The sequence below is a fragment of the Mesorhizobium sp. M0768 genome (assembly GCF_040320195.1).
Classification (GTDB): Bacteria; Pseudomonadota; Alphaproteobacteria; order Rhizobiales; family Rhizobiaceae; genus Mesorhizobium.
Window position 1 is genome coordinate 1 of the sequence record NZ_JAMYPD010000012.1, and the last position, 18,294, is coordinate 18,294.

General features: G+C 62.1%; 19 protein-coding genes. 15 read left to right on the forward strand and 4 right to left on the reverse strand.

The genetic code is table 11. The features are described 5' to 3' along the window. Positions 1-136: 136 nt before the first annotated feature. The gene (locus NKI08_RS16940; protein ID WP_352771006.1) at positions 137-1,087 is read right to left on the reverse strand and encodes an alpha/beta fold hydrolase; all 951 of its coding nucleotides are present in this window, start codon (positions 1,085-1,087) and stop codon (positions 137-139) included. Positions 1,088-1,313: 226 nt separating this feature from the next. Next, positions 1,314-3,353 carry a lytic transglycosylase domain-containing protein gene (locus tag NKI08_RS16945; protein ID WP_352771184.1) on the reverse strand — a complete coding sequence of 680 codons (2,040 nt, stop codon included), beginning with the start codon at positions 3,351-3,353 and terminating at the stop codon, positions 1,314-1,316. Positions 3,354-3,680: 327 nt separating this feature from the next. Here NKI08_RS16945 and dapA point away from each other — a divergent pair, with 327 nt between their 5' ends. The 4 genes from dapA to NKI08_RS16965 all read left to right on the forward strand — a co-directional run bounded on the left by dapA (position 3,681) and on the right by NKI08_RS16965 (position 6,486). Then, on the forward strand, positions 3,681-4,562 hold the full coding sequence (gene dapA / locus NKI08_RS16950; RefSeq protein ID WP_254820184.1) for a 4-hydroxy-tetrahydrodipicolinate synthase: 882 nt from the start codon (positions 3,681-3,683) through the stop codon (positions 4,560-4,562). Between the two features lie 25 nt (positions 4,563-4,587). Next, the gene (gene smpB, locus NKI08_RS16955) at positions 4,588-5,067 is read left to right on the forward strand and encodes an SsrA-binding protein SmpB (protein WP_023768487.1); all 480 of its coding nucleotides are present in this window, start codon (positions 4,588-4,590) and stop codon (positions 5,065-5,067) included. A 106-nt stretch (positions 5,068-5,173) separates the two neighbouring features. Next, the gene (locus NKI08_RS16960) at positions 5,174-5,902 is read left to right on the forward strand and encodes a glycoside hydrolase family 25 protein (RefSeq protein WP_352771008.1); all 729 of its coding nucleotides are present in this window, start codon (positions 5,174-5,176) and stop codon (positions 5,900-5,902) included. Between the two features lie 107 nt (positions 5,903-6,009). Beyond that, on the forward strand, positions 6,010-6,486 hold the full coding sequence (locus NKI08_RS16965; protein WP_352771010.1) for a hypothetical protein: 477 nt from the start codon (positions 6,010-6,012) through the stop codon (positions 6,484-6,486). 75 nt (positions 6,487-6,561) lie between these two features. Here NKI08_RS16965 and NKI08_RS16970 read toward each other — a convergent pair whose 3' ends face one another. Further along, the gene (locus tag NKI08_RS16970; protein ID WP_352771011.1) at positions 6,562-7,239 is read right to left on the reverse strand and encodes a uracil-DNA glycosylase; all 678 of its coding nucleotides are present in this window, start codon (positions 7,237-7,239) and stop codon (positions 6,562-6,564) included. Continuing rightward, complete coding sequence (locus NKI08_RS16975; protein WP_023677774.1) at positions 7,236-7,817, reverse strand: LabA-like NYN domain-containing protein; 582 nt, start codon at positions 7,815-7,817, stop codon at positions 7,236-7,238. The genes NKI08_RS16970 and NKI08_RS16975 overlap by 4 nt, the downstream gene beginning before the upstream one ends. Before the next feature lie 277 nt (positions 7,818-8,094). Here NKI08_RS16975 and rpoZ point away from each other — a divergent pair, with 277 nt between their 5' ends. The 11 genes from rpoZ to NKI08_RS17030 all read left to right on the forward strand — a co-directional run bounded on the left by rpoZ (position 8,095) and on the right by NKI08_RS17030 (position 18,188). Further along, the gene (gene rpoZ, locus NKI08_RS16980) at positions 8,095-8,496 is read left to right on the forward strand and encodes a DNA-directed RNA polymerase subunit omega (RefSeq protein WP_023677773.1); all 402 of its coding nucleotides are present in this window, start codon (positions 8,095-8,097) and stop codon (positions 8,494-8,496) included. Between the two features lie 111 nt (positions 8,497-8,607). Continuing rightward, entirely contained in the window at positions 8,608-10,836 is a 2,229-nt protein-coding gene (locus NKI08_RS16985) for a RelA/SpoT family protein (RefSeq protein ID WP_352501814.1), read from the forward strand. 93 nt (positions 10,837-10,929) lie between these two features. Continuing rightward, entirely contained in the window at positions 10,930-11,508 is a 579-nt protein-coding gene (gene pyrE / locus NKI08_RS16990; RefSeq protein WP_023677771.1) for an orotate phosphoribosyltransferase, read from the forward strand. Between the two features lie 42 nt (positions 11,509-11,550). After that, the gene (locus NKI08_RS16995) at positions 11,551-11,961 is read left to right on the forward strand and encodes a VOC family protein (RefSeq protein WP_352771014.1); all 411 of its coding nucleotides are present in this window, start codon (positions 11,551-11,553) and stop codon (positions 11,959-11,961) included. Positions 11,962-12,191: 230 nt separating this feature from the next. Further along, the gene (locus NKI08_RS17000; protein WP_023677769.1) at positions 12,192-12,773 is read left to right on the forward strand and encodes a DUF2062 domain-containing protein; all 582 of its coding nucleotides are present in this window, start codon (positions 12,192-12,194) and stop codon (positions 12,771-12,773) included. Further along, positions 12,770-13,183, forward strand: a complete 414-nt coding sequence (gene acpS / locus NKI08_RS17005; RefSeq protein ID WP_352467214.1) for a holo-ACP synthase — start codon at positions 12,770-12,772, stop codon at positions 13,181-13,183. Before NKI08_RS17000 ends, acpS begins: the two co-directional genes overlap by 4 nt. A gap of 77 nt (positions 13,184-13,260) precedes the next feature. Further along, complete coding sequence (lepB, locus tag NKI08_RS17010) at positions 13,261-14,010, forward strand: signal peptidase I (protein WP_352471047.1); 750 nt, start codon at positions 13,261-13,263, stop codon at positions 14,008-14,010. A gap of 4 nt (positions 14,011-14,014) precedes the next feature. Then, on the forward strand, positions 14,015-14,740 hold the full coding sequence (rnc, locus tag NKI08_RS17015; RefSeq protein ID WP_352501816.1) for a ribonuclease III: 726 nt from the start codon (positions 14,015-14,017) through the stop codon (positions 14,738-14,740). Then, the gene (era, locus tag NKI08_RS17020) at positions 14,737-15,663 is read left to right on the forward strand and encodes a GTPase Era (protein ID WP_352771017.1); all 927 of its coding nucleotides are present in this window, start codon (positions 14,737-14,739) and stop codon (positions 15,661-15,663) included. The genes rnc and era overlap by 4 nt, the downstream gene beginning before the upstream one ends. Positions 15,664-16,031: 368 nt before the next feature. Next, a complete protein-coding gene (locus NKI08_RS17025) occupies positions 16,032-16,736 on the forward strand; it encodes an antitoxin Xre/MbcA/ParS-like domain-containing protein (RefSeq protein WP_502899624.1) in 705 nt (234 codons plus the stop codon). A 363-nt stretch (positions 16,737-17,099) separates the two neighbouring features. Continuing rightward, on the forward strand, positions 17,100-18,188 hold the full coding sequence (locus NKI08_RS17030; protein WP_352771021.1) for a porin: 1,089 nt from the start codon (positions 17,100-17,102) through the stop codon (positions 18,186-18,188). Positions 18,189-18,294 lie beyond the last annotated feature (106 nt).

Here is an 18,294-nt window from a genome sequence, read left to right on the forward strand (position 1 = left end):
TGCTCCGGTCTCCCGTCCGCCACCGCACCTGCCTTCATAGCAGAGTCGGCAAGAAACAAGTTACAAGGATGCCGGCAGGCAGGTGAGGGGCGGTGCCGGCATTGATAAAATTATTTCACCGCTAATTCCGGAACTGTCAACGGCCGTCGGAATGCTTTGACCGACGCAAACCTGCGCGTGAATTACTGAGATTTACTTCAAGCCGCCCCGTCCGCTCGGCCCGGTCAAGAAAACCAGCGATCCTGCCCGGCAGGATCCCGGACTCCAAAAACGGTGCATGCCCCTGGCCGTCGGCGGTGATCGTCTCGATATCGGTATGGCGCGTCCGCATCTGCTCGAGCGTTTCGGCGGACAGCAGCTTCGAATTGGCGCCGCGTACGACGAGCATCGGGATGGCCGCCAGCGCGTCGAACTGTGGCCACAGATCTGGCAGCGGCCGGCTGGGATCGAGCTCCGCCAGCGTCTCGACCAGGTTCGGATCGAAATCGGGCAGAAATCCCTCCTCGGTCTCGCGGTAGAGGGCTGATGCCATCCGCTCCCAATCCGCATCGGTCAGCGCCGCAAAATCCGCGCCATGGGTACTGCGCAGGCCGCGGACCACCTCTGCGTACGCCTTCGGCCTGGGCGCGGGATCGAGATAGAAGCGGATATGGGCGAGACCTTGCGACTCGATCACCGGGCCGATGTCGTTGAAGACGATGGCCTTCAGCACGGGCGGCCGCATCGCCCCGAGCACATGGATGATCAGTCCGCCGCGCGACGTCCCAATGAAGGCTGCCTCCTCGATGCTCAGCGCCGCCAACCCGGCAAGGATATCGCCCGCCTCGATGCCGATATTGTAATGGCCGATATCGGCATCGTAGGCAGACTGCCCGCGCCCGCGATAGTCGAAGGCGACGACGTTGCGCTTCGCCCGCGTCGACAGGAAAAGCGCCAATTCGTGAAAGTCACGGCAATTGCGGGTCAGGCCGGGCAGGCAAACGACTGGCCAGCGGCCGGAATTCGCTTCGCCGTAGATGCGGGCGTGCAGGGACAGCCCGTCCGGCGCGGCGTAGAAGAAATCGGAGAAGCCTTCGTCGTTTGGCATGTACACTCGATTCCGTGCTGCTGTCAGATCGTTGCGACTGCTACAGGCGAGGGCAGGGGCGGTCAAATTGGGGCTCCTTCTCTGCTTGTGGGAGAAGGTGGATCGGCGCGTTAGCGCCGAGACGATTGGGGGTGTTGGACGGAGCGTTGTCGGAACCAAGCTGGAGCACCCCTCATCCGACCGAGCTTCGCTCGGCCACCGTCTCCCACAAGGAGAGAAGGAAAGGCTAACCCCGGCCGTTCACCAGATCTCCGACAATATCGTACTTGCCGGAGATACGCATCTTGTAGACCTCGTAATTCTCCATCACGCGCTGAACGTAACTTCTTGTTTCCGTATAGGGAATCCGCTCGATCCAGTCGACGACTGCGTCGACGTCCTTGCCGCGCGGGTCGCCGTATTTCGTCACCCACTGGGCGGCGCGGGCGGGGCCGGCATTATAGCCGGCGAAGGTCAGCACGTAGGAGCCGTCGAAGCGGCCGAGCTGCTCGCCGAGAAAGGCGGCGCCGAGCGTTGCATTGTAGCCGGCATCAGTGGTCAGCCGCGCCTGCGAGAAAGTCATGCCGGCCTTCTTCGCCAATTGCTTGGCCGTGCCTGGCATCAGCTGCAGCAGTCCGCGTGCGCCGGCGCTGGAGACGGCGCCGATGTTGAACTCGCTTTCCTGGCGGGCAATCGCATAGGCCAGCGCCTTGCCCGAGCCGGAAATGTTGGCGGTGTCGGGAATGACGCCGAGCGGATGCGACAGCGCGCCGACGTCGATGCCACGTGCGCCGGCGATCTTGCCGACCTTCAGCGCCATGAAATGGTTGCCTTGTCTTTCCGCCAGCATCGCAAGCAGCGCCAGTTCGCCGGGGCTGCTCAACTGCCCGGCAAGGTCGCGGTAGAGGGTTTCGGCATAGCGGTCATAGCCTGCCTGCTGCAGCCGTTCGATGGCGCTGACCGCCTCGCGGGTGGCAAAATTCCGGCGGTCGGCGGCACTTGGCTGGGGGTAGACGATGTTGAGGGTCTGCCGGCCGACGCGCTCGCCGGCGAGCTGGCCGTAAAAGGTCGTGCCGTAGCTGGCGGCGCGGCTGAAAAAATCCTTGGCATTGCCGGGCCCGCCGACTTCGGCGGCACGGCCGAGCCAGTAATAGGCGCGCGACAGCGACATCGGCCCTTGGGCGAGCTCCGCGATTTGCGCAAAATGCTTGGCGGCGGTGCTCGGGTCGTTGAGGCCGCGCAACGCGTACCAGCCTGCATGGAATTCCGCCTCGGCAGCATTGGCGGGACTTTCGGCGGCATGCGCGGCGACTATTCTGTAGGCGGTCTTCAGGTCGCCCTGGTCGACCAGCTCGCGCGACAGCACCCGGCGTTCGACCCACCAGGCGTCCGGATCGACCAGAGCGTCGCGGTCGCCCGGCGCCTTCAGCACCAGCGCGGCGGCATCGGAAAATTTCTGTTGCTTGCGCAGATATTCGGCTTCGGCAAACAGATAGCCGGCCGCCCGCTGCGCTGCCGGCACCGCCTTCAGCAGCTTGGCCGCGTTCTTGTCGCCTTTGGTGACTGCCGCCCAGGCATCGGCCAATTGCTGGGCGCCGGCGAGACCGGCGACGCGCAGCGCCGAAGCGACCCGATCGGCATAAAACATGCGCTCCATGCGGAAGCGATGGTCGGCGGCCGGGATCAGCGCGCCGAACTCGCGGATGACCGCCGCCTCGTCCCCGGCTTCGAGCTTTTCGGTGCGCCAGAATGGCGACAGCACCGAGCGCGCCGCCTTGGTATTGCCTAGCGCTACATAGGAGCGCGCAAGGATCACCACGCCCTCGAAGGTCAGCGGCTGGCTGCCGTCGAACGCCCGCACCACGACCTGTGGCGCGGGGTTCTCGCGATAGAGCGCGCGCTCGCTGTTCTTGCGCAAGGCGATCGTGCCCGGCCAGTTCGGCAGCATCTTCGCGGCATCGGCGATTTCGCCGCTCGGCACCTGGTCGCCGCCATAGAGCGCAATCGCCCAGGCAAGGATGTGCCGATCGAGCGATTTGGCCGGCAGCGCTTCGCGCACCTGGCGCGCGCGCTGAATGTCGTTTGCCGCAAGCGCATCGAGAGCGCTCTTCAGCGCCGCGACGCTGGCGGATGGCGAAGGGGACTGCTGCAGTGCATCGTTCTGCGGCTCCGTCATCGGGATCGCCGACGTGACCTGCCCATCGACGCTGCCGCCGATCGCCGCGCCAGGGATCAGCACAACGATCGCGCCGAGAAGCGCGAAAAGATGAGGCCGCCTGGTCGGCATGGATTTGGTCATTTCCTATTCTTCGATGCTACCACTGGCACAGATGAACTGCAGCCTATTCGTCTGTGATGAAGGGCCCGTAAAGAAAACCTTATCGAGGTCGTTCGAATTGCAATTGCTGGCGCAATGCTTGCCGCGCAACAATGTCGAGACTATGGTGCGCCGCTTCGCTTTCCGCTAGAAGGCGCGCACGACAAACACCTACAGCGCCGCGGGTCTTCTCAGACGCGCAAAGGACGCTGTAGCAATTTAAATTTGGCGCATAACCCTTTCCGAAATCGACTGCGATTTTCGGGGTCATGCGCTAGTCCCAAGGAGTTGGACGACATGCTAAGAGGCTCGCTGACCGCGCTCGTCACACCGTTCGAAAAGAGCGGCCGTTTCGACGAGAAAGCCTTTCGCGCGTTCATCGCCTGGCAGATCGCCGAAGGCACGACGGGCGTGGTCCCGGTCGGCACCACCGGCGAGTCGCCGACGCTGTCGCATGACGAGCACCGCCAAGTCGTCAAGGTTTGCATCGAGGTCGCCAAGGGCCGGGTTCCGGTCGTCGCCGGCGCCGGCTCCAACAACACCGAAGAGGCGGTCGGCCTAGTCCAGTATGCCGAGAAGGCGGGCGCCGACGCGGCTCTTGTCGTCACGCCCTATTACAACAGACCGACACAGCGCGGCCTCTATGCGCATTTCGCCGCCGTCGCCAAGGCAACCAGCCTGCCGATCATCATCTACAACATTCCGCCGCGCTCGGTGGTCGACATGAGCCCCGAGACGATGGGCCAGTTGGTGCATGACTTCAAGAACATCGTCGGCGTCAAGGATGCCACCGGAAAGGTCGAGCGGGTTTCGGAGCAGCGCGCCACCTGTGGCAAGGATTTCATCCAGCTCTCCGGCGAAGACGCCTCGGCGCTCGGCTTCAACGCGCATGGCGGCGTCGGTTGCATCTCGGTGACGGCAAATGTCGCGCCCAGGCTTTGCGCTGAATTCCAGGAGGCAACGCTTTCCGGCGACAGCGCCAAGGCGCTCGACCTGCAGGACCGTCTGTTGCCGCTGCACAAGGCGATTTTCATGGAGCCCGGCGTTTCCGGCGCGAAATATGCGCTGTCGAAGCTGGGCAAGGTCGAGAACGTGCTGCGCTCGCCGCTAATGACGGTCGAGCCGTCGACCGCCGAGAAGATCGACGCGGCGATGAAGCACGCCGGCTTGATAAACTAAGGATGAGGCGCCACCTCTCCGCATCATGAATCAAGTCAGAAAAGCCGATCCCAACAACAAGACCGTTGCGGAAAACCGCAAGGCGCGGTTTTCCTATGAGGTGCTCGACACGATCGAGGCCGGCCTGGTGCTGACCGGTACGGAAGTGAAATCGCTGCGCCAGGGCCAGGCCAATATCCAGGACAGCTACGCCTCGGTCGAGGGCGGCGAGATCTGGCTGATCAACTCCTATTTGCCGGAGTATCTGCAGGCCAACCGCTTCAACCATGAGCCGCGCCGCCGCCGCAAACTGCTGCTCAACAAGCGCGAGATGGCCAAGCTGGCGCAAAGCGTCGACCGCGAAGGCATGACGCTGGTGCCGCTGAAGATCTACTTCAACGACCAAGGCCGTGCCAAGCTGCTGCTCGCCGTTGGCCGCGGCAAGAAGCTGCACGACAAGCGCGAGACCGAAAAGCAGCGCGACTGGTCGCGCGAGAAGGGCCGGCTGCTGAAGGAGCGAGGGTGAGGAGCGGTCCGCGAAGCGGAGGAAAAGCCAGCGATTTGGCTTTTCGAGCGACGAACGCCCGGAGCCATAGCGGCGGGCAGGGCGGACCAAAAGGGATAGGTCTCGTTTGAAAAACCGGATCGTCTTGTGGGGCGCGGCCGGTCTGCTCGTGGCGGGCCTCGTTTTGGCCGGCGGCTATACCTACTTCCAGACATTTTCTCCGGACCGCGGCAAATATCCGGTCAGGGGCATCGACGTCTCCCATCATCAGCGGCAGATCGACTGGCGCCGTGTTGCCGCCGACGATGTCGCCTTCGCCGTGATCAAGGCGACGGAAGGCGGCGATCATGTCGACGATGCCTTCGCCGCCAATTTGCGCGGGGCCCGCGCCGCCGGTCTTGCCGTCGGTGCCTATCATTTCTTCACCTTCTGCAGACCGGGTGCGGATCAGGCACGCAACTTCATCTCGGTGGTGCCGCACGATCAGCCTTTGCTGCCGCCGGTGGTAGACATCGAGTTCGGCGGCAATTGCCCGCAGCGGCCAACTCCCGAACAGCTGAGCGCCGAACTCTCCGCCTTCCTCGGCCCGGTCGAGGCGGCGTTCGGCAAGACGGCGATCCTCTATGTGACCGACGAGGCGGCGCAAGCCTATGCCGGGCAGCTAGCCAGCCGCCCGCGCTGGCTGCGTTCGCTGGCGCTGCGGCCGGGCCATGACAACTGGATCTACTGGCAGTATCACAACCGGGGCCGCGTCGACGGCATCAGCGGCGACGTCGACCTGAATGTTCTCCAGGGCGGACCTGCGACGCTGGCCGCATTGTTTGCCGCAGCGCCTGAAGCGACAGCGTCGGATTGATGCTATTCCTGTCCACCAAAACACGCTCGATGGCACGAGGACAGAGCGACGAGGCGTTCCCCATCTGGCTATTCATATCGCAGGCGGCGCCGTGCTAAGTACATTTGATGCCGGAGCGCCCTTCATCAACCAATGACAGCAACGCCCCGCCTGCTGCGACGGACGGCGGCGACCCCCGCCTGGCATTTGTCTATGCGGAGGCGGTGCGTGGCCTCCAGCACCAGCAGGGCGTGGTTGAAAGTCTCAATACGCGCGCCGGCAATCTGATCTTCGCAACCGCGTTCGCGAGTTCTCTCCTCGGAGGCAGGGCGCTCCTGGATGGCGTGGGGCCCTGGGACTGGCTGGCGCTGATATTGCTTTTTCTTATCGGGCTGCTGGTCGCGATTATGGTGTGGCCGTACTATAACTATACGTTCCGTTTCGATCCAGAGAAGCTGCTCCAGGACTTCGTCGATCAGCACCCTCCCGCAACCCTGGACGGGATGCACCGAGCGCTTGCGCTGCGCATCAAATCCGACATGGCCAGCAATTGGCGGATCATCCAACGCCTGCGCGTCGCGCTGCAGCTTGCACTGTTTCTGTGATTGCTGGATCTCCTGGCCTGGTTGTTCGCGATCGCCCGAATCTAGGGCTCGTGCCCTGGCGGGCATCGTCCGACTCTATGTCTTCAGAAAAGCTTCTATCTGACTGAAGACGTTGACGAACATCGCTTCCGTCAACACGCCGGTATTGGTGTTGTAGCGCGAGCAATGATAGCTGGAAAACAGCGTGATGCCATTGGCCTGCTGCTGCCCACCATGCCGGAACGGATAGGCGGCAACGCGTTGGCCGAGCGCCCGCACGGTCGACTGGTGCGCGATCGAGCCAAGCGCCAGCACAGCGCGCAGATTTGGAAATCGCGCGATCGTCGGCACCAGGAACGTCCGGCAGGTCGCTATCTCGGCGCCAACCGGCTTGTTGTCCGGCGGCACGCAGCGCACCGCATTGGTAATCGCCGTACCGACAAGCTCCAGCCCGTCATCCGGTCGCGCTTTGAATTCGCCGCGCGCAAAGCCGTGCGCGATCAGCGTGTTGTAGAGCAGGTCGCCGGCAAAATCGCCGGTGAAGGGGCGCCCCGTCCGGTTTGCCCCGCGCAGGCCCGGCGCCAGCCCGACGATCAGCAGACGCACCGCATCCTCGCCTTCCGGCGGCAAAAAGGTCGGCACCGGCGCGTTGAACCAGGACGGCTCGCGCCGCCGCCACTCGGCGATGAAATCGTGCAACCGCGGGCAGAGCGGGCAATCGCGATCGGGTTCGGGGGAGACGACCAGGGGCGCGGTCAAGGTAACGACCGTCAATAGTCTTCCTCGTCGACTTCGGCCGGTTCGGGCCGGCGCACCGGCCGCTCCGACGGATCGCGGCCGACTTCATTCTTGAGCGTCATCAAGTCGATGAAATGATCGGCCTGGCGGCGCAGATCGTCGGAGATCATCGGCGGCTGCGAAGCCATGGTCGAGACGATCGACACCTTGCGCCCGCGCCGCTGCAGCGCCTCGACCAGCGTGCGGAAATCGCCGTCGCCCGAAAAGATGACATAATGGTCGACGACATCGGCAAGCTCGAGCGCATCGACGGTCAGCTCGATATCCATATTACCCTTAATCTTGCGCCGGCCGGTCGAGTCGGTGAATTCCTTGGCCGGTTTGGTCACCACCTTGAAGCCGTTATAGTCGAGCCAATCGATCAGCGGCCGTATCGAGGAGTATTCCTGATCCTCGACCAGCGCGGTGTAGTAATAAGCGCGCAGCAGATAGCCGCGTTTCTGGAAGCTCGCCAGAAGTTTGCGGTAATCGATGTCAAAGCCCAGCGCGCGCGAGGTGGCGTAGAGATTGGCACCGTCGATAAAGAGAGCGATTTTTTCACGAGGATCGAACATGGAAAATGTCCTTTTTCGAAATAAGCGGTCGTCTAAATGCGTGGCGACTATCGGCCGGTCTGATAGTAGACCTGTTGGCCTCCATCGTTCGAGATAACGCCAGTTTTACGGCAATCCAAGGCACCATGCCGCACCGCAAGCAATTGTGATCGGCGCTGTGTCGCCGCAGGCGGCCCGCGTCAGAGCTGCGCACCGCCATAAAAGCTTGTATTTTGGCGGCGTTCGGGTTATGGACCGCGCCTGTTTTCCATAAATCCAGGCATGAAAGGGGCAACTCATGGCCCGCGTAACCGTTGAAGATTGCATCGACAAGGTCGACAACCGCTTCGAGCTGGTGCTCTTGGCCGGCCACCGCGCCCGTCAGATCAGCCAGGGCGCGCAGATCACCGTACCGCGCGACAACGACAAGAACCCGGTCGTTGCGCTCCGCGAAATCGCCGAAGAGACGCTGTCGCCGGACGACCTCAAGGAAGATCTCATCCATTCGCTGCAGAAGCATGTCGAGGTCGATGAGCCGGAAGCCGACGGCGAGGCGATTGCCGACCAGACCGGCAGCGCCGTTGCAGCCACCGATGCCGACGACGCCGAGGACAACGTCACCTTCGATCGCATGACCGAAGAAGACCTGTTGGCCGGCATCGAAGGCCTGGTGCCGCCGGAAAAAAGCGACGATTATTGATCTTAGCGACAACTGCCGACACTTTCGCGTCGGCAGTTTCGTGGCTATCTATGACATGCGCCGTACGCCAGTGCGGCGCATGATTCATTTCAGCATTGCGAGATCCCGCCCATGATGCGTCAGTATGAGCTTGTCGAGCGCGTGCAGCGCTACAAGCCTGACGTCAACGAGGCGCTGCTCAACAAGGCCTATGTTTACGCCATGCAGAAGCATGGCCACCAGAAACGCGCCTCCGGCGACCCGTATTTCTCGCATCCGCTCGAAGTCGCCGCCATCCTCACCGAAATGCACATGGACGAGGCGACGATCGCCGTTGCCTTGCTGCACGACACGATCGAGGACACCACGGCGACCAGGGCCGAGATCGACGAATTGTTCGGCCCGGAAATGGGCAAGCTGGTCGAGGGCCTGACCAAGCTGAAGAAGCTCGACCTCGTCTCGAAGAAGGCCGAGCAGGCGGAGAACCTGCGCAAGCTGTTGCTGGCGATCTCGGAAGACGTGCGCGTGCTTCTGGTCAAGCTCGCCGACCGCCTGCACAATATGCGCACGCTCGACCATGTGCCGGAAGCCAAGCGCCTGCGCATCGCCGAAGAGACGATGGACATCTATGCGCCGCTGGCCGGCCGCATGGGCATGCAAGGCATGCGCGAGGAGCTGGAAGAGATTGCCTTCCGCTTCATCAATCCGGAAGCCTACCGCGCCGTCACCGCACGGCTGGCCGAAATCTTCGAGCGCAACAAGGGCGTGCTGTCGGAGATCGAGAAGGCGCTCTCCGCGCTGTTCGACAAATATTCGATCAAGGCCGAGGTCAAGAGCCGGCAGAAGAAGCCGTGGTCGGTGTTCCGCAAGATGGAAGCCAAGGCGTTGTCCTTCGAGCAGCTGTCCGACATCTTCGGCTTTCGCGTCGTCGTCGATACCGTCGAGGACTGCTACCGGGCGCTCGGCGCCATCCACACCACCTGGTCGATGGTGCCCGGCCGTTTCAAGGACTACATCTCCACGCCGAAGCAGAACGACTACCGCTCGATCCACACTACCATCGTCGGCCCGTCGCGCCAGCGCGTCGAATTGCAGATCCGCACCTATCAAATGAACAAGATCGCCGAATACGGCGTCGCTGCTCATTCGATCTATAAGGATACCGGTGGCAAGATGAATGGTGCCGCCCATGCGATCTCGAAGGAAACCAATGCCTATGCCTGGCTGCGGCGCACCATCGAGCAGCTTGCCGAAGGCGACAATCCCGAGGACTTCCTCGAAAACACCAAGCTGGAACTGTTTCAGGACCAGGTATTCTGCTTCACGCCGAAGGGCATGCTGATCGCGCTGCCGCGCGGCGCCACGCCGATCGACTTTGCCTATGCCGTCCACACCGACGTCGGCGACACTTGCGTCGGCGCCAAGGTCAATGGCCGCATCATGCCGCTGATGACGGAGCTGAAGAACGGCGACGAGGTCGAGATCATCCGCTCGAAGGCGCAGGTCCCGCCGGCGGCGTGGGAATCGGTGGTCGTTACCGGCAAGGCACGCTCGGCCATCCGCCGCGCCACCAAGAACGCCATTCGCAAGCAATATTCGGGTCTCGGTATCCGCATTCTGGAGCGCGCCTTCGAACGCTCTGGCAAGACCTTCACCAAGGAAAGCCTGAAGCCGGTGCTGCACCGGCTGGCGCGCAAGGACATCGAGGATGTGTTGGCCGCGGTCGGCCGAGGCGAAGTTGCCTCCACCGATGTCATGAAGGCGGTGTTTCCCGACTACAAGGACGAGCGGGTCACGCTGGTAGCGCCCAAGCAGCGCGAGGAGGGCTGGTCGAAGATCCGCAACGCCGCCGGCATGCTGTTCCAGATTCCGGGCCGCGCCGCACGCAAGGACAAGAACCAGCCGCGCGACGACGCGGTGCCGATCCGCGGTGTGCGCGGCGATCTGCCGGTGCGCTTCGCGCCGGAGGGGGCAGTGCCAGGCGATCGCATCGTCGGCATCGTGCAGCCGGGAACCGGTATCACCATCTATCCGATCCAGTCGCCGGCGCTGCAGGCCTTTGACGACCAGCCCGAGCGCTGGATCGACGTGCGCTGGGATATTGACGAGCGTACCAAGGAGCGGTTCCCGGCGCGCGTCTCGGTCACCGCCATCAACGCGCCGGGTTCGCTGGCCGACATTGCACAGGTCGTCGCATCCAACGACGCCAATATCCACACTCTGTCGATGGTGCGCACCGCGCCCGATTTCACCGAAATGCTGATCGATCTCGAAGTGTGGGACCTCAAGCACTTGAACCGGCTGCTGTCGCAGCTAAAGGACAATTCGAGCGTCAGTGACGCAAGGCGCGTGAATGGGTGAATAGTGAATAGTGAATAGTGAATAGTGAATAGTGAAGAGGGTGCTCTCACTACCATTCACCATTCACCATTCACCATGGACATGGAGTGAACGATGAACACCGATGAAGTGCTGGGTATTTTTCGCGAGGCCGGCGCCGTGCTCGAAGGGCATTTCATCCTGACGTCGGGCCTGCGCAGCCCGGTCTTTCTGCAGAAAGCGCGTGTTTTCATGCATGCCGACAAGACTGAGCGCTTGTGCAAGGCGCTCGCCGAAAAGATCCGCACTGGCGTGCCCGGCAGGATCGACTACGTCGTCGGCCCGGCGATCGGCGGGCTGATCCCGGCCTATGAGACCTCGCGCCATCTTGGTGCGCCGGCGATCTGGGTCGAGCGGGAAGGGGGCGAATTCAGACTGCGCCGTTTCGAGATCGCCAAGGGATCGCGCGTTGTCATTGTCGAGGACATCGTCACCACCGGCCTGTCGATCCGCGAGACCATCGACTGCCTGCGCGGCCTTGGCGCCGAAGTCGTTGCCGCCGCATGCATCATCGACCGCTCGGCCGGCAAGACTGATGTCGGCGTGCCGCTGATCGCGCTCGCCGAATATGAAGTTCCGGCCTATCCGGCCGACAGGCTGCCGCCCGAGCTCGCCGCCATACCGGCGATCAAGCCGGGCAGCCGCAATATCTAATGCATGTCGCCCAAAAGTGTGCGGCGGTTTTGGGACAACGACATGCATAAAAACAAGTCAAGAGGCGCTGCCGTGATTGCCGGCATCGATCATTTCGTGCTGACAGTTCGTTCGGTGGACGATACCTGCGCCTTCTATCAGCGCGTGCTTGGCTTCAAGCGCCTCGACGAGCCGGACCGACCAACGGCGCTGCTGTTTGGAATGCAGAAGATCAATGTGCATCAGGTCGGGCGTACCTTCGAGCCGAAGGCCAAGGCGCCGACGCCGGGCTCCGGAGATTTCTGCTTGATTGCTGCCCGGCCGCTCGCCGAGATATGTGCCAACCTCGCCGCCAATGGTGTGGTGATAGAGATCGGCCCGGTCGAGCGTGTCGGCGCTCGGGGCGCGATGATGTCGGTCTATTTCCGCGATCCGGACGGCAACCTCGTCGAGGTCAGCGAATATCGATCCTAAGTGACGCTCCTTAAATTCGCCGCGATCATGCCCTGTTCAGAACGGCGATACCCAAGGCTGGCGCGACCGGCCACCGAGCGGATGCCCTCGGCCTCGTTGTTCTTCGGCCAGCGCATCGCTATATCAAAGTCGTAGTTGCTTTTCGGCGACCGCAGAGCGCAGCATAGGCTGTCGCGCCTGGCTGGAAAGGCCGGCGTGAAGCCATCGACGGAACTAGGAACAGGAACAGAGTGCTTTTTCGACGGCGCAAGCCTGATGGTTTTTTCGAGCGGGTGCGTACTTATTTGTGGCCGCGCCGCTCGTTCTCGCGCTCGCTGCGGTATTTCTCCAAACGCATCCTGCGGCTTAGGGCCACGCCGCATGCCGTGGCCGCCGGTGTTGCGGCGGGCGTATTCGCGTCGTTTTTCCCGCTTGGCTTTCACTTCATCATTGCTGCCATCCTGTGCTGGCTGATCGCCGGCAATCTGGTCGCGGCAGCACTCGGCACGGTCTTCGGCAACCCCCTGACCTTTCCACTGCTATGGGCCGCCTCCTGGGAGGTCGGCAAGCTGATCCTGCATGAACACCTGCCGGCGCATGGCCCGCCCGCGCATCTCGGCGACATGCTGCATAATCTTTCCTTTGCGCAATTGTGGGGACCGGTGCTGAAGCCGATGACGATTGGCGCAATACCGCTCGGCCTGGTTTTCGGCCTGCTGTTTTACGGCATCACCCGCTGGGGCATGGTCACTTTCCACGAGCAGCGCCGCAAGCGTCTGGCCGAAAGAGCGGCAAAGGCTGGAAAAACCGGGCCGGAAGTTCCTGCCGAATGATTATCGGTATCGGCAGCGACCTCATCGACATCAGACGCATCGAGAAGTCGCTGGAACGCCATGGCCAACGCTTCATCCAGCGCATCTACACCGAGATCGAACAGGCGCGGTCCGAAAACCGCGCGGCGCGTGCGGCCTCCTACGCCAAGCGTTTCGCTGCCAAGGAAGCTTGCGCCAAGGCATTGGGCACCGGTATGGCGCAGGGTGTGTTCTGGCGCGACATGGGGGTCGTCAACCTGGCCAGCGGCAAGCCGACCATGGCGCTGACCAATGGGGCGGCAGCGCGGCTGGACGAAATTCTGCCTGAAGGGCACCGCGCGGTGATCCACCTCACCATCACCGATGATTTTCCGCTCGCTCAAGCCTTTGTGATCATTGAAGCGTTGCCGGTCGAAGAAGCGCCACATTGATTGCATCTGACCACCGGCATGACGTTGCCCAGCGCGCGCCGAGACTCTATACCATCCAACGCACAATCGAGGACGACATGAGCGTGGCTGAAAAAACCCAGAAGAAATCCGGCGGACTTGGCGAAACCGTCAGCGTCATAGTCCAGGCCCTGCTGCTTGCGCTGGTCATCCGCACGCTCCTGTTCCAGCCGTTCTCGATCCCGTCCGGGTCGATGCGGCCGACTTTGCTCGAAGGCGACTATCTCTTCGTCACCAAGTGGTCCTACGGCTTCTCCCGCTATTCACTGCCGTTCGGGCCGAACATCTTTTCGGGCCGCATCTGGGGCTCAGAGCCGAAGCGCGGCGACGTGGTGGTGTTCAAGTTTCCGCCGGATCCTTCTGTCGATTATATCAAGCGCGTCGTCGGCCTGCCGGGCGACAAGATCCAGGTCAAGGATGGCCAGCTCTTCATCAATGACGTGGGCGTGCCGCGCGTCAAGGTCGGGCAGATCGACAACCGCGACATCACCGAGGAGAACGGGCCGGTCGATGTCTATCGCGAGACGCTGCCGAACGGCGTCAGCTACGACACGCTCGACCTGACGCAGGCTTCGATCGGCGACAATACCAAAGAGTTCAAGGTGCCGCCCGGTCACTATTTCATGATGGGCGACAATCGCGACAACTCGTCGGACAGCCGCTTCACCGTCGGCTTCGTGCCGGACGAGAATTTGGTCGGCCGCGCCAACCTCATTTTCTTCTCGATCGGCGGCAGCGCCAGCCCGCTCGAAATCTGGAAATGGCCGTCACTGATGCGCGCCTCGCGCCTGTTCCATTTCGTCAATTAGGGCCATGGCGGCGACGAAACGGCTGACCGCCGATGCGCTCGCCGAGGCGCTCAGGGAGCGCACCGGCCACAGTTTTGGCGACCATCAGCGTCTGCAGCGGGCGCTGACCCATGCCAGCGCTCGCGGCAGTCACGCCGGCATCGACTACGAACGTTTCGAATTCCTGGGCGACCGCGTTCTCGGCCTTGTCGTTGCCGATATGCTGCTGGCGGCATTTCCCGACGCCGCCGAGGGTGAGCTGTCGCTGAGATTGAACGCTCTGGTCAACGCTGAAGCCCTGGCGGAAATTGCCGAGGAGATCGGCCTGCCGGAACTTATTCGCGCCGGTTCGGACGTACGCGGCCTCGACGGGCGCAAGCGCGTCAATCTGCGCGCCGATGCATTGGAATCGCTGATCGCCGTGCTCTATCTCGACGGAGGGTTGGAAGCGGCCCGTGCCTTCATCCACAAATACTGGCAGCCGCGCTCGCAAGCCATTGACGCCGCCCGTCGCGATGCGAAAACCGAACTCCAGGAATGGGCGCATCAGGCGGCAGGCGCAGTGCCGGTTTACATAATCGACAGCCGCGAGGGACCGGACCACGATCCGCTGTTCACCGTCAGTGTCAAGGTCGGCGCCTATCCGCCGGCGACCGGCAGCGGGCGCTCCAAGCGCGAGGCGGAGCAGGCTGCAGCCGCGGCACTTCTGCAGCGGGAAGGCGTCTGGCTCGATCAAGGGAGTGCCGCATGACCGCCACCGAAGCTCCGGCAACAGAAGCTCCCGCTACCCGCTCCGGCTTCGTCACGCTGATCGGCGCGCCCAATGCGGGGAAATCGACGCTGGTCAACCAATTGGTCGGCGCCAAGGTGTCGATCGTGACGCACAAGGTGCAGACCACGCGCGCTATCGTGCGCGGCATTGCCACCCACAACAACGCGCAGATCGTCTTCGTCGACACGCCGGGCATATTCAAGCCGAAGCGCCGGCTGGACACCGCGATGGTGACCACAGCGTGGGGCGGTGCCAAGGACGCCGATATCGTGCTGCTCTTGATCGATGCCGAGCGCGGCATCCGGGGCGATGCCGACGCCATCCTCGAGCGGCTGAAGGATGTTCGGCAGCCGATGGTGTTGATCCTCAACAAGGTCGATCGGGTGAAGCACGAGACGTTGCTGGCATTGTCGGCGGCAGCCAACGAAAGGGTGCCGTTCAAGCGCACCTTCATGGTTTCGGCGCTGACCGGGTCCGGCTGCAAGGACCTGCTCGACTGTCTAGCCGAGACCCTGCCGGCCGGACCCTGGTACTACCCGGAAGACCAGATCTCCGACCTGCCGATGCGCCAGCTCGCCGCCGAGATCACCCGCGAAAAGCTCTATCTCAGGCTGCATCAGGAACTGCCCTATTCCTCCCATGTCGAGACGGAGAAATGGGAAGAGAAGAAGGACGGCTCGGTGCGCATCGACCAGACCATCTATGTCGAGCGCGACAGCCAGAAGAAAATCGTGCTCGGCCATAAGGGCGAGACGATCCGCGCCATCGGCCAGGCGGCACGCATGGAAATAGCAGGCATACTCGAACAGAAGGTGCACCTCTTCCTGTTCGTCAAGGTGCGTGAGAACTGGGGTGACGATCCCGAGCGCTACCGCGAAATGGGGCTCGAATTTCCGCACTGAGCCTGTTTGGGCGATCCGCAGAGCGGCCTGTTGGCCGCCTCAGGATTCTGAGAGGTCGCCGGGGTGCCCGATCGGTCGACTTGCATCTTGAACAGCCGCCGAATCAATCCGGGAGGCCATGCGCCGACCACGTTGGTCGAGCCGTTTCTTATTGGCACCGGCGCGGCCCGAAATCCTGAGCGGGTTCTGAGAAATTTCCGATATTTCATGCAGAACCGGCCAGTTAGACCGGTTCGAGCACCTGCCGACACTGCGATCGTCCATGGTTCCCGTTCGTCGTCTCTCCGTCACACACTCTGCCTATAGGCTGTGCGAAAGACCCGCTTCCGAGCAAACCGGAACCGGCGGGCAAGCAGCCAGATCAGGACATGACAGGGACTTGGAATCGCATCGACCGCATCCGTCAGACCGAGTTTGCAAACGCCGTCGCTGTTGAGATCGAGCGCGTGCTGGCGCGGCAAGGCAACGTGACGAACAGCGATGCGGTCGTTGCAGCGGGCAGGGTCGCCGGCGCCGTTGCCGCCGCCGTCGCTTTGCTTGCGCCGACCGACATCAGTGCGATCGACACCATGCAGGAAAGATTACCCGGCATGGCGTCGCGTTTCGTGCGGATATTGGCAGACGAAGCGGCGGAACGCCGTGCCCGGACGCATCTGTCGACGGCGCACGAAGGCCAAGGGGCAGACATCCAACGCCTGGCCGGAACGGGCGACCTCGACTCGATGCGGCTCGAGGAGTGGGCCGGTCGGGTCGCCGGGTCGACGTTCCTGCAGCAAAATCTCGGCATATCGCGCTCGACCCTGCATCGCTGGCAGCGGAGCGGCACGGTCGTTGCGTTGCGCACCGGTGGCCGCAAACATGTATTTCCTTTGGCGCAGTTCATCGACGGCAGGCCGGCGCCGGGTATCAAGGAAGTGTTATCCGCGATGCCCGATCCACGGCATGCCTGGTCGTGGCTGATCGGCCCCGCGCCCGGCCTCGCCGGACGTATTCCCATTGAAATGCTCAAACGGGATCTGGTGGCGGAAGTCTTTCTTGCCGCACAGAACGCAGCGATGGCGAAGTCGGCTTGATCTCGCTGCCAACGTTAGAAGTCTATTCCAAAAAAAAGAACACGTAGAAGGAATGCATGTCGGGTGCCGATCGGTTTGCCGGCTGATGGCATAAGTATATTTTTGTACAATTGTGACAGTGTCTCGTTTGTTCCGATGGGCAAATGTGAAGCAAATATGAAGTGATATTTGTGCAACATGGATTTATTCTGTTATGCAAACATTGATTATTTTTGGAATGTCATTGAGACTGGAATGCGGATGAGTATGTTCGCCGCCTGAAGAGGGGGTGCGGTGCGCGCCTTTTTCGACGTGGGTGAGGCGTTCAGCCGTTCAACCCATGAATCCAAAGCCATTTTTAACTTTGACTGGAGAGGTCAGAAAATGAATATCAAGAGCCTTCTTCTCGGCTCAGCCGCGGCATTCGTCGCGGTCTCCGGTGCGCGCGCCGCCGACGCTGTTGTGGTCGCCGAGCCGGAACCCGCCGAATACGTCAAGATTTGCGACGTCTACGGCGCCGGCTACTTCTACATTCCCGGCACCGAGACCTGCCTGCGCATTGGCGGCTATGTCCGCTATGACGCCAGCTTCGGCGACGCCGGCCGCGTTTTCGATGGCGCGACGACACACGACCTTTTGGACGGTGACGAGCAGCAGACCTGGAACAAGAATGCCCGCTTCGATTTGAAGACGTGGACCGGCCAGGAAACTGAGCTCGGCACGTTGAAGACCTATACCGAGACCCGTTTCAACTTCGGCAATACCAAACGCACCGTGAGCGGTGTTGATTTCAGCGTGCAGGACAACAAGGCGGTTACCCTGAACTTCGCCTGGATCCAGCTTGGAGGTTTGCGCGTCGGTAAGGATGAAACTGTCTATGATTCGTTCATCGGTTACGCCGGCAGCGTCGTCCAGGACACTATCATTCCTTACGGCACCAAGGACACCAACCTGATCAGTTACTATTTCGACGGCGGCAATGGCTTTACGGCAGTCGCCTCGGTCGAAACGGGCTCCGGCGCTGACCAGTCGATCGACAGCTACGTTCCGTTTGTCGTCGGCGGCGTGAAATACAAGGGCGACTGGGGTGCGATCACTGCGGTCGGCGCCTATAACAGCACGTCGGAAGAATGGGCCGGCAAAGCTCGCCTCGACGTCAAGCCGATTACTGAGCTGACCCTGTTCGTGATGGCGGGCTACGGCAGCGACGACAACGTCGCGAAGAACTTCTACAAGCCGTGGACTGGCAACCTTGCCGTCTGGGGCGGCGGCAGCTACGCCGTCAACAAGAAGACCTCTTTGAACACCCAGGTCTCCTATACCGACGACCAAGACTTCGCCGTTGCGGCCAACGTCGCCTACACCATCGTTCCTGGTTACACGATCACCGCCGAAGTCGATTATTACGACAATTTCGATGCCGACGATGCCGACGCGATCGGCGGCATCTTCCGCTTCCAGCGCTCGTTCTGATCAAACGACGATCTCGCAAAAAACGGCCCGTAGCGATACGCTACGGGCCGTTTTGGTTTGGCGGCGGATACGTCGCTCACCTTGATTTCGCCATCCAACCGGTGAC

Excerpts from the sequence above, each read along its gene's own strand:
- NKI08_RS17025 (WP_502899624.1), top strand. The coding sequence starts at position 16,032 with ATGACAGGGACTTGGAATCGCATCGACCGCATCCGTCAGACCGAGTTT.
- NKI08_RS16985 (WP_352501814.1), top strand. The coding sequence starts at position 8,608 with ATGATGCGTCAGTATGAGCTTGTCGAGCGCGTGCAGCGCTACAAGCCT.
- smpB (WP_023768487.1), top strand. The coding sequence starts at position 4,588 with ATGAATCAAGTCAGAAAAGCCGATCCCAACAACAAGACCGTTGCGGAA.
- acpS (WP_352467214.1), top strand. The coding sequence starts at position 12,770 with ATGATTATCGGTATCGGCAGCGACCTCATCGACATCAGACGCATCGAG.
- NKI08_RS16975 (WP_023677774.1), bottom strand. The coding sequence starts at position 7,817 with ATGTTCGATCCTCGTGAAAAAATCGCTCTCTTTATCGACGGTGCCAAT.
- rnc (WP_352501816.1), top strand. The coding sequence starts at position 14,015 with ATGGCGGCGACGAAACGGCTGACCGCCGATGCGCTCGCCGAGGCGCTC.
- dapA (WP_254820184.1), top strand. The coding sequence starts at position 3,681 with ATGCTAAGAGGCTCGCTGACCGCGCTCGTCACACCGTTCGAAAAGAGC.
- NKI08_RS16945 (WP_352771184.1), bottom strand. The coding sequence starts at position 3,353 with ATGCCGACCAGGCGGCCTCATCTTTTCGCGCTTCTCGGCGCGATCGTT.
- rpoZ (WP_023677773.1), top strand. The coding sequence starts at position 8,095 with ATGGCCCGCGTAACCGTTGAAGATTGCATCGACAAGGTCGACAACCGC.
- lepB (WP_352471047.1), top strand. The coding sequence starts at position 13,261 with ATGAGCGTGGCTGAAAAAACCCAGAAGAAATCCGGCGGACTTGGCGAA.
- pyrE (WP_023677771.1), top strand. The coding sequence starts at position 10,930 with ATGAACACCGATGAAGTGCTGGGTATTTTTCGCGAGGCCGGCGCCGTG.
- NKI08_RS16995 (WP_352771014.1), top strand. The coding sequence starts at position 11,551 with ATGCATAAAAACAAGTCAAGAGGCGCTGCCGTGATTGCCGGCATCGAT.
- era (WP_352771017.1), top strand. The coding sequence starts at position 14,737 with ATGACCGCCACCGAAGCTCCGGCAACAGAAGCTCCCGCTACCCGCTCC.
- NKI08_RS16940 (WP_352771006.1), bottom strand. The coding sequence starts at position 1,087 with ATGCCAAACGACGAAGGCTTCTCCGATTTCTTCTACGCCGCGCCGGAC.
- NKI08_RS16965 (WP_352771010.1), top strand. The coding sequence starts at position 6,010 with ATGCCGGAGCGCCCTTCATCAACCAATGACAGCAACGCCCCGCCTGCT.
- NKI08_RS17030 (WP_352771021.1), top strand. The coding sequence starts at position 17,100 with ATGAATATCAAGAGCCTTCTTCTCGGCTCAGCCGCGGCATTCGTCGCG.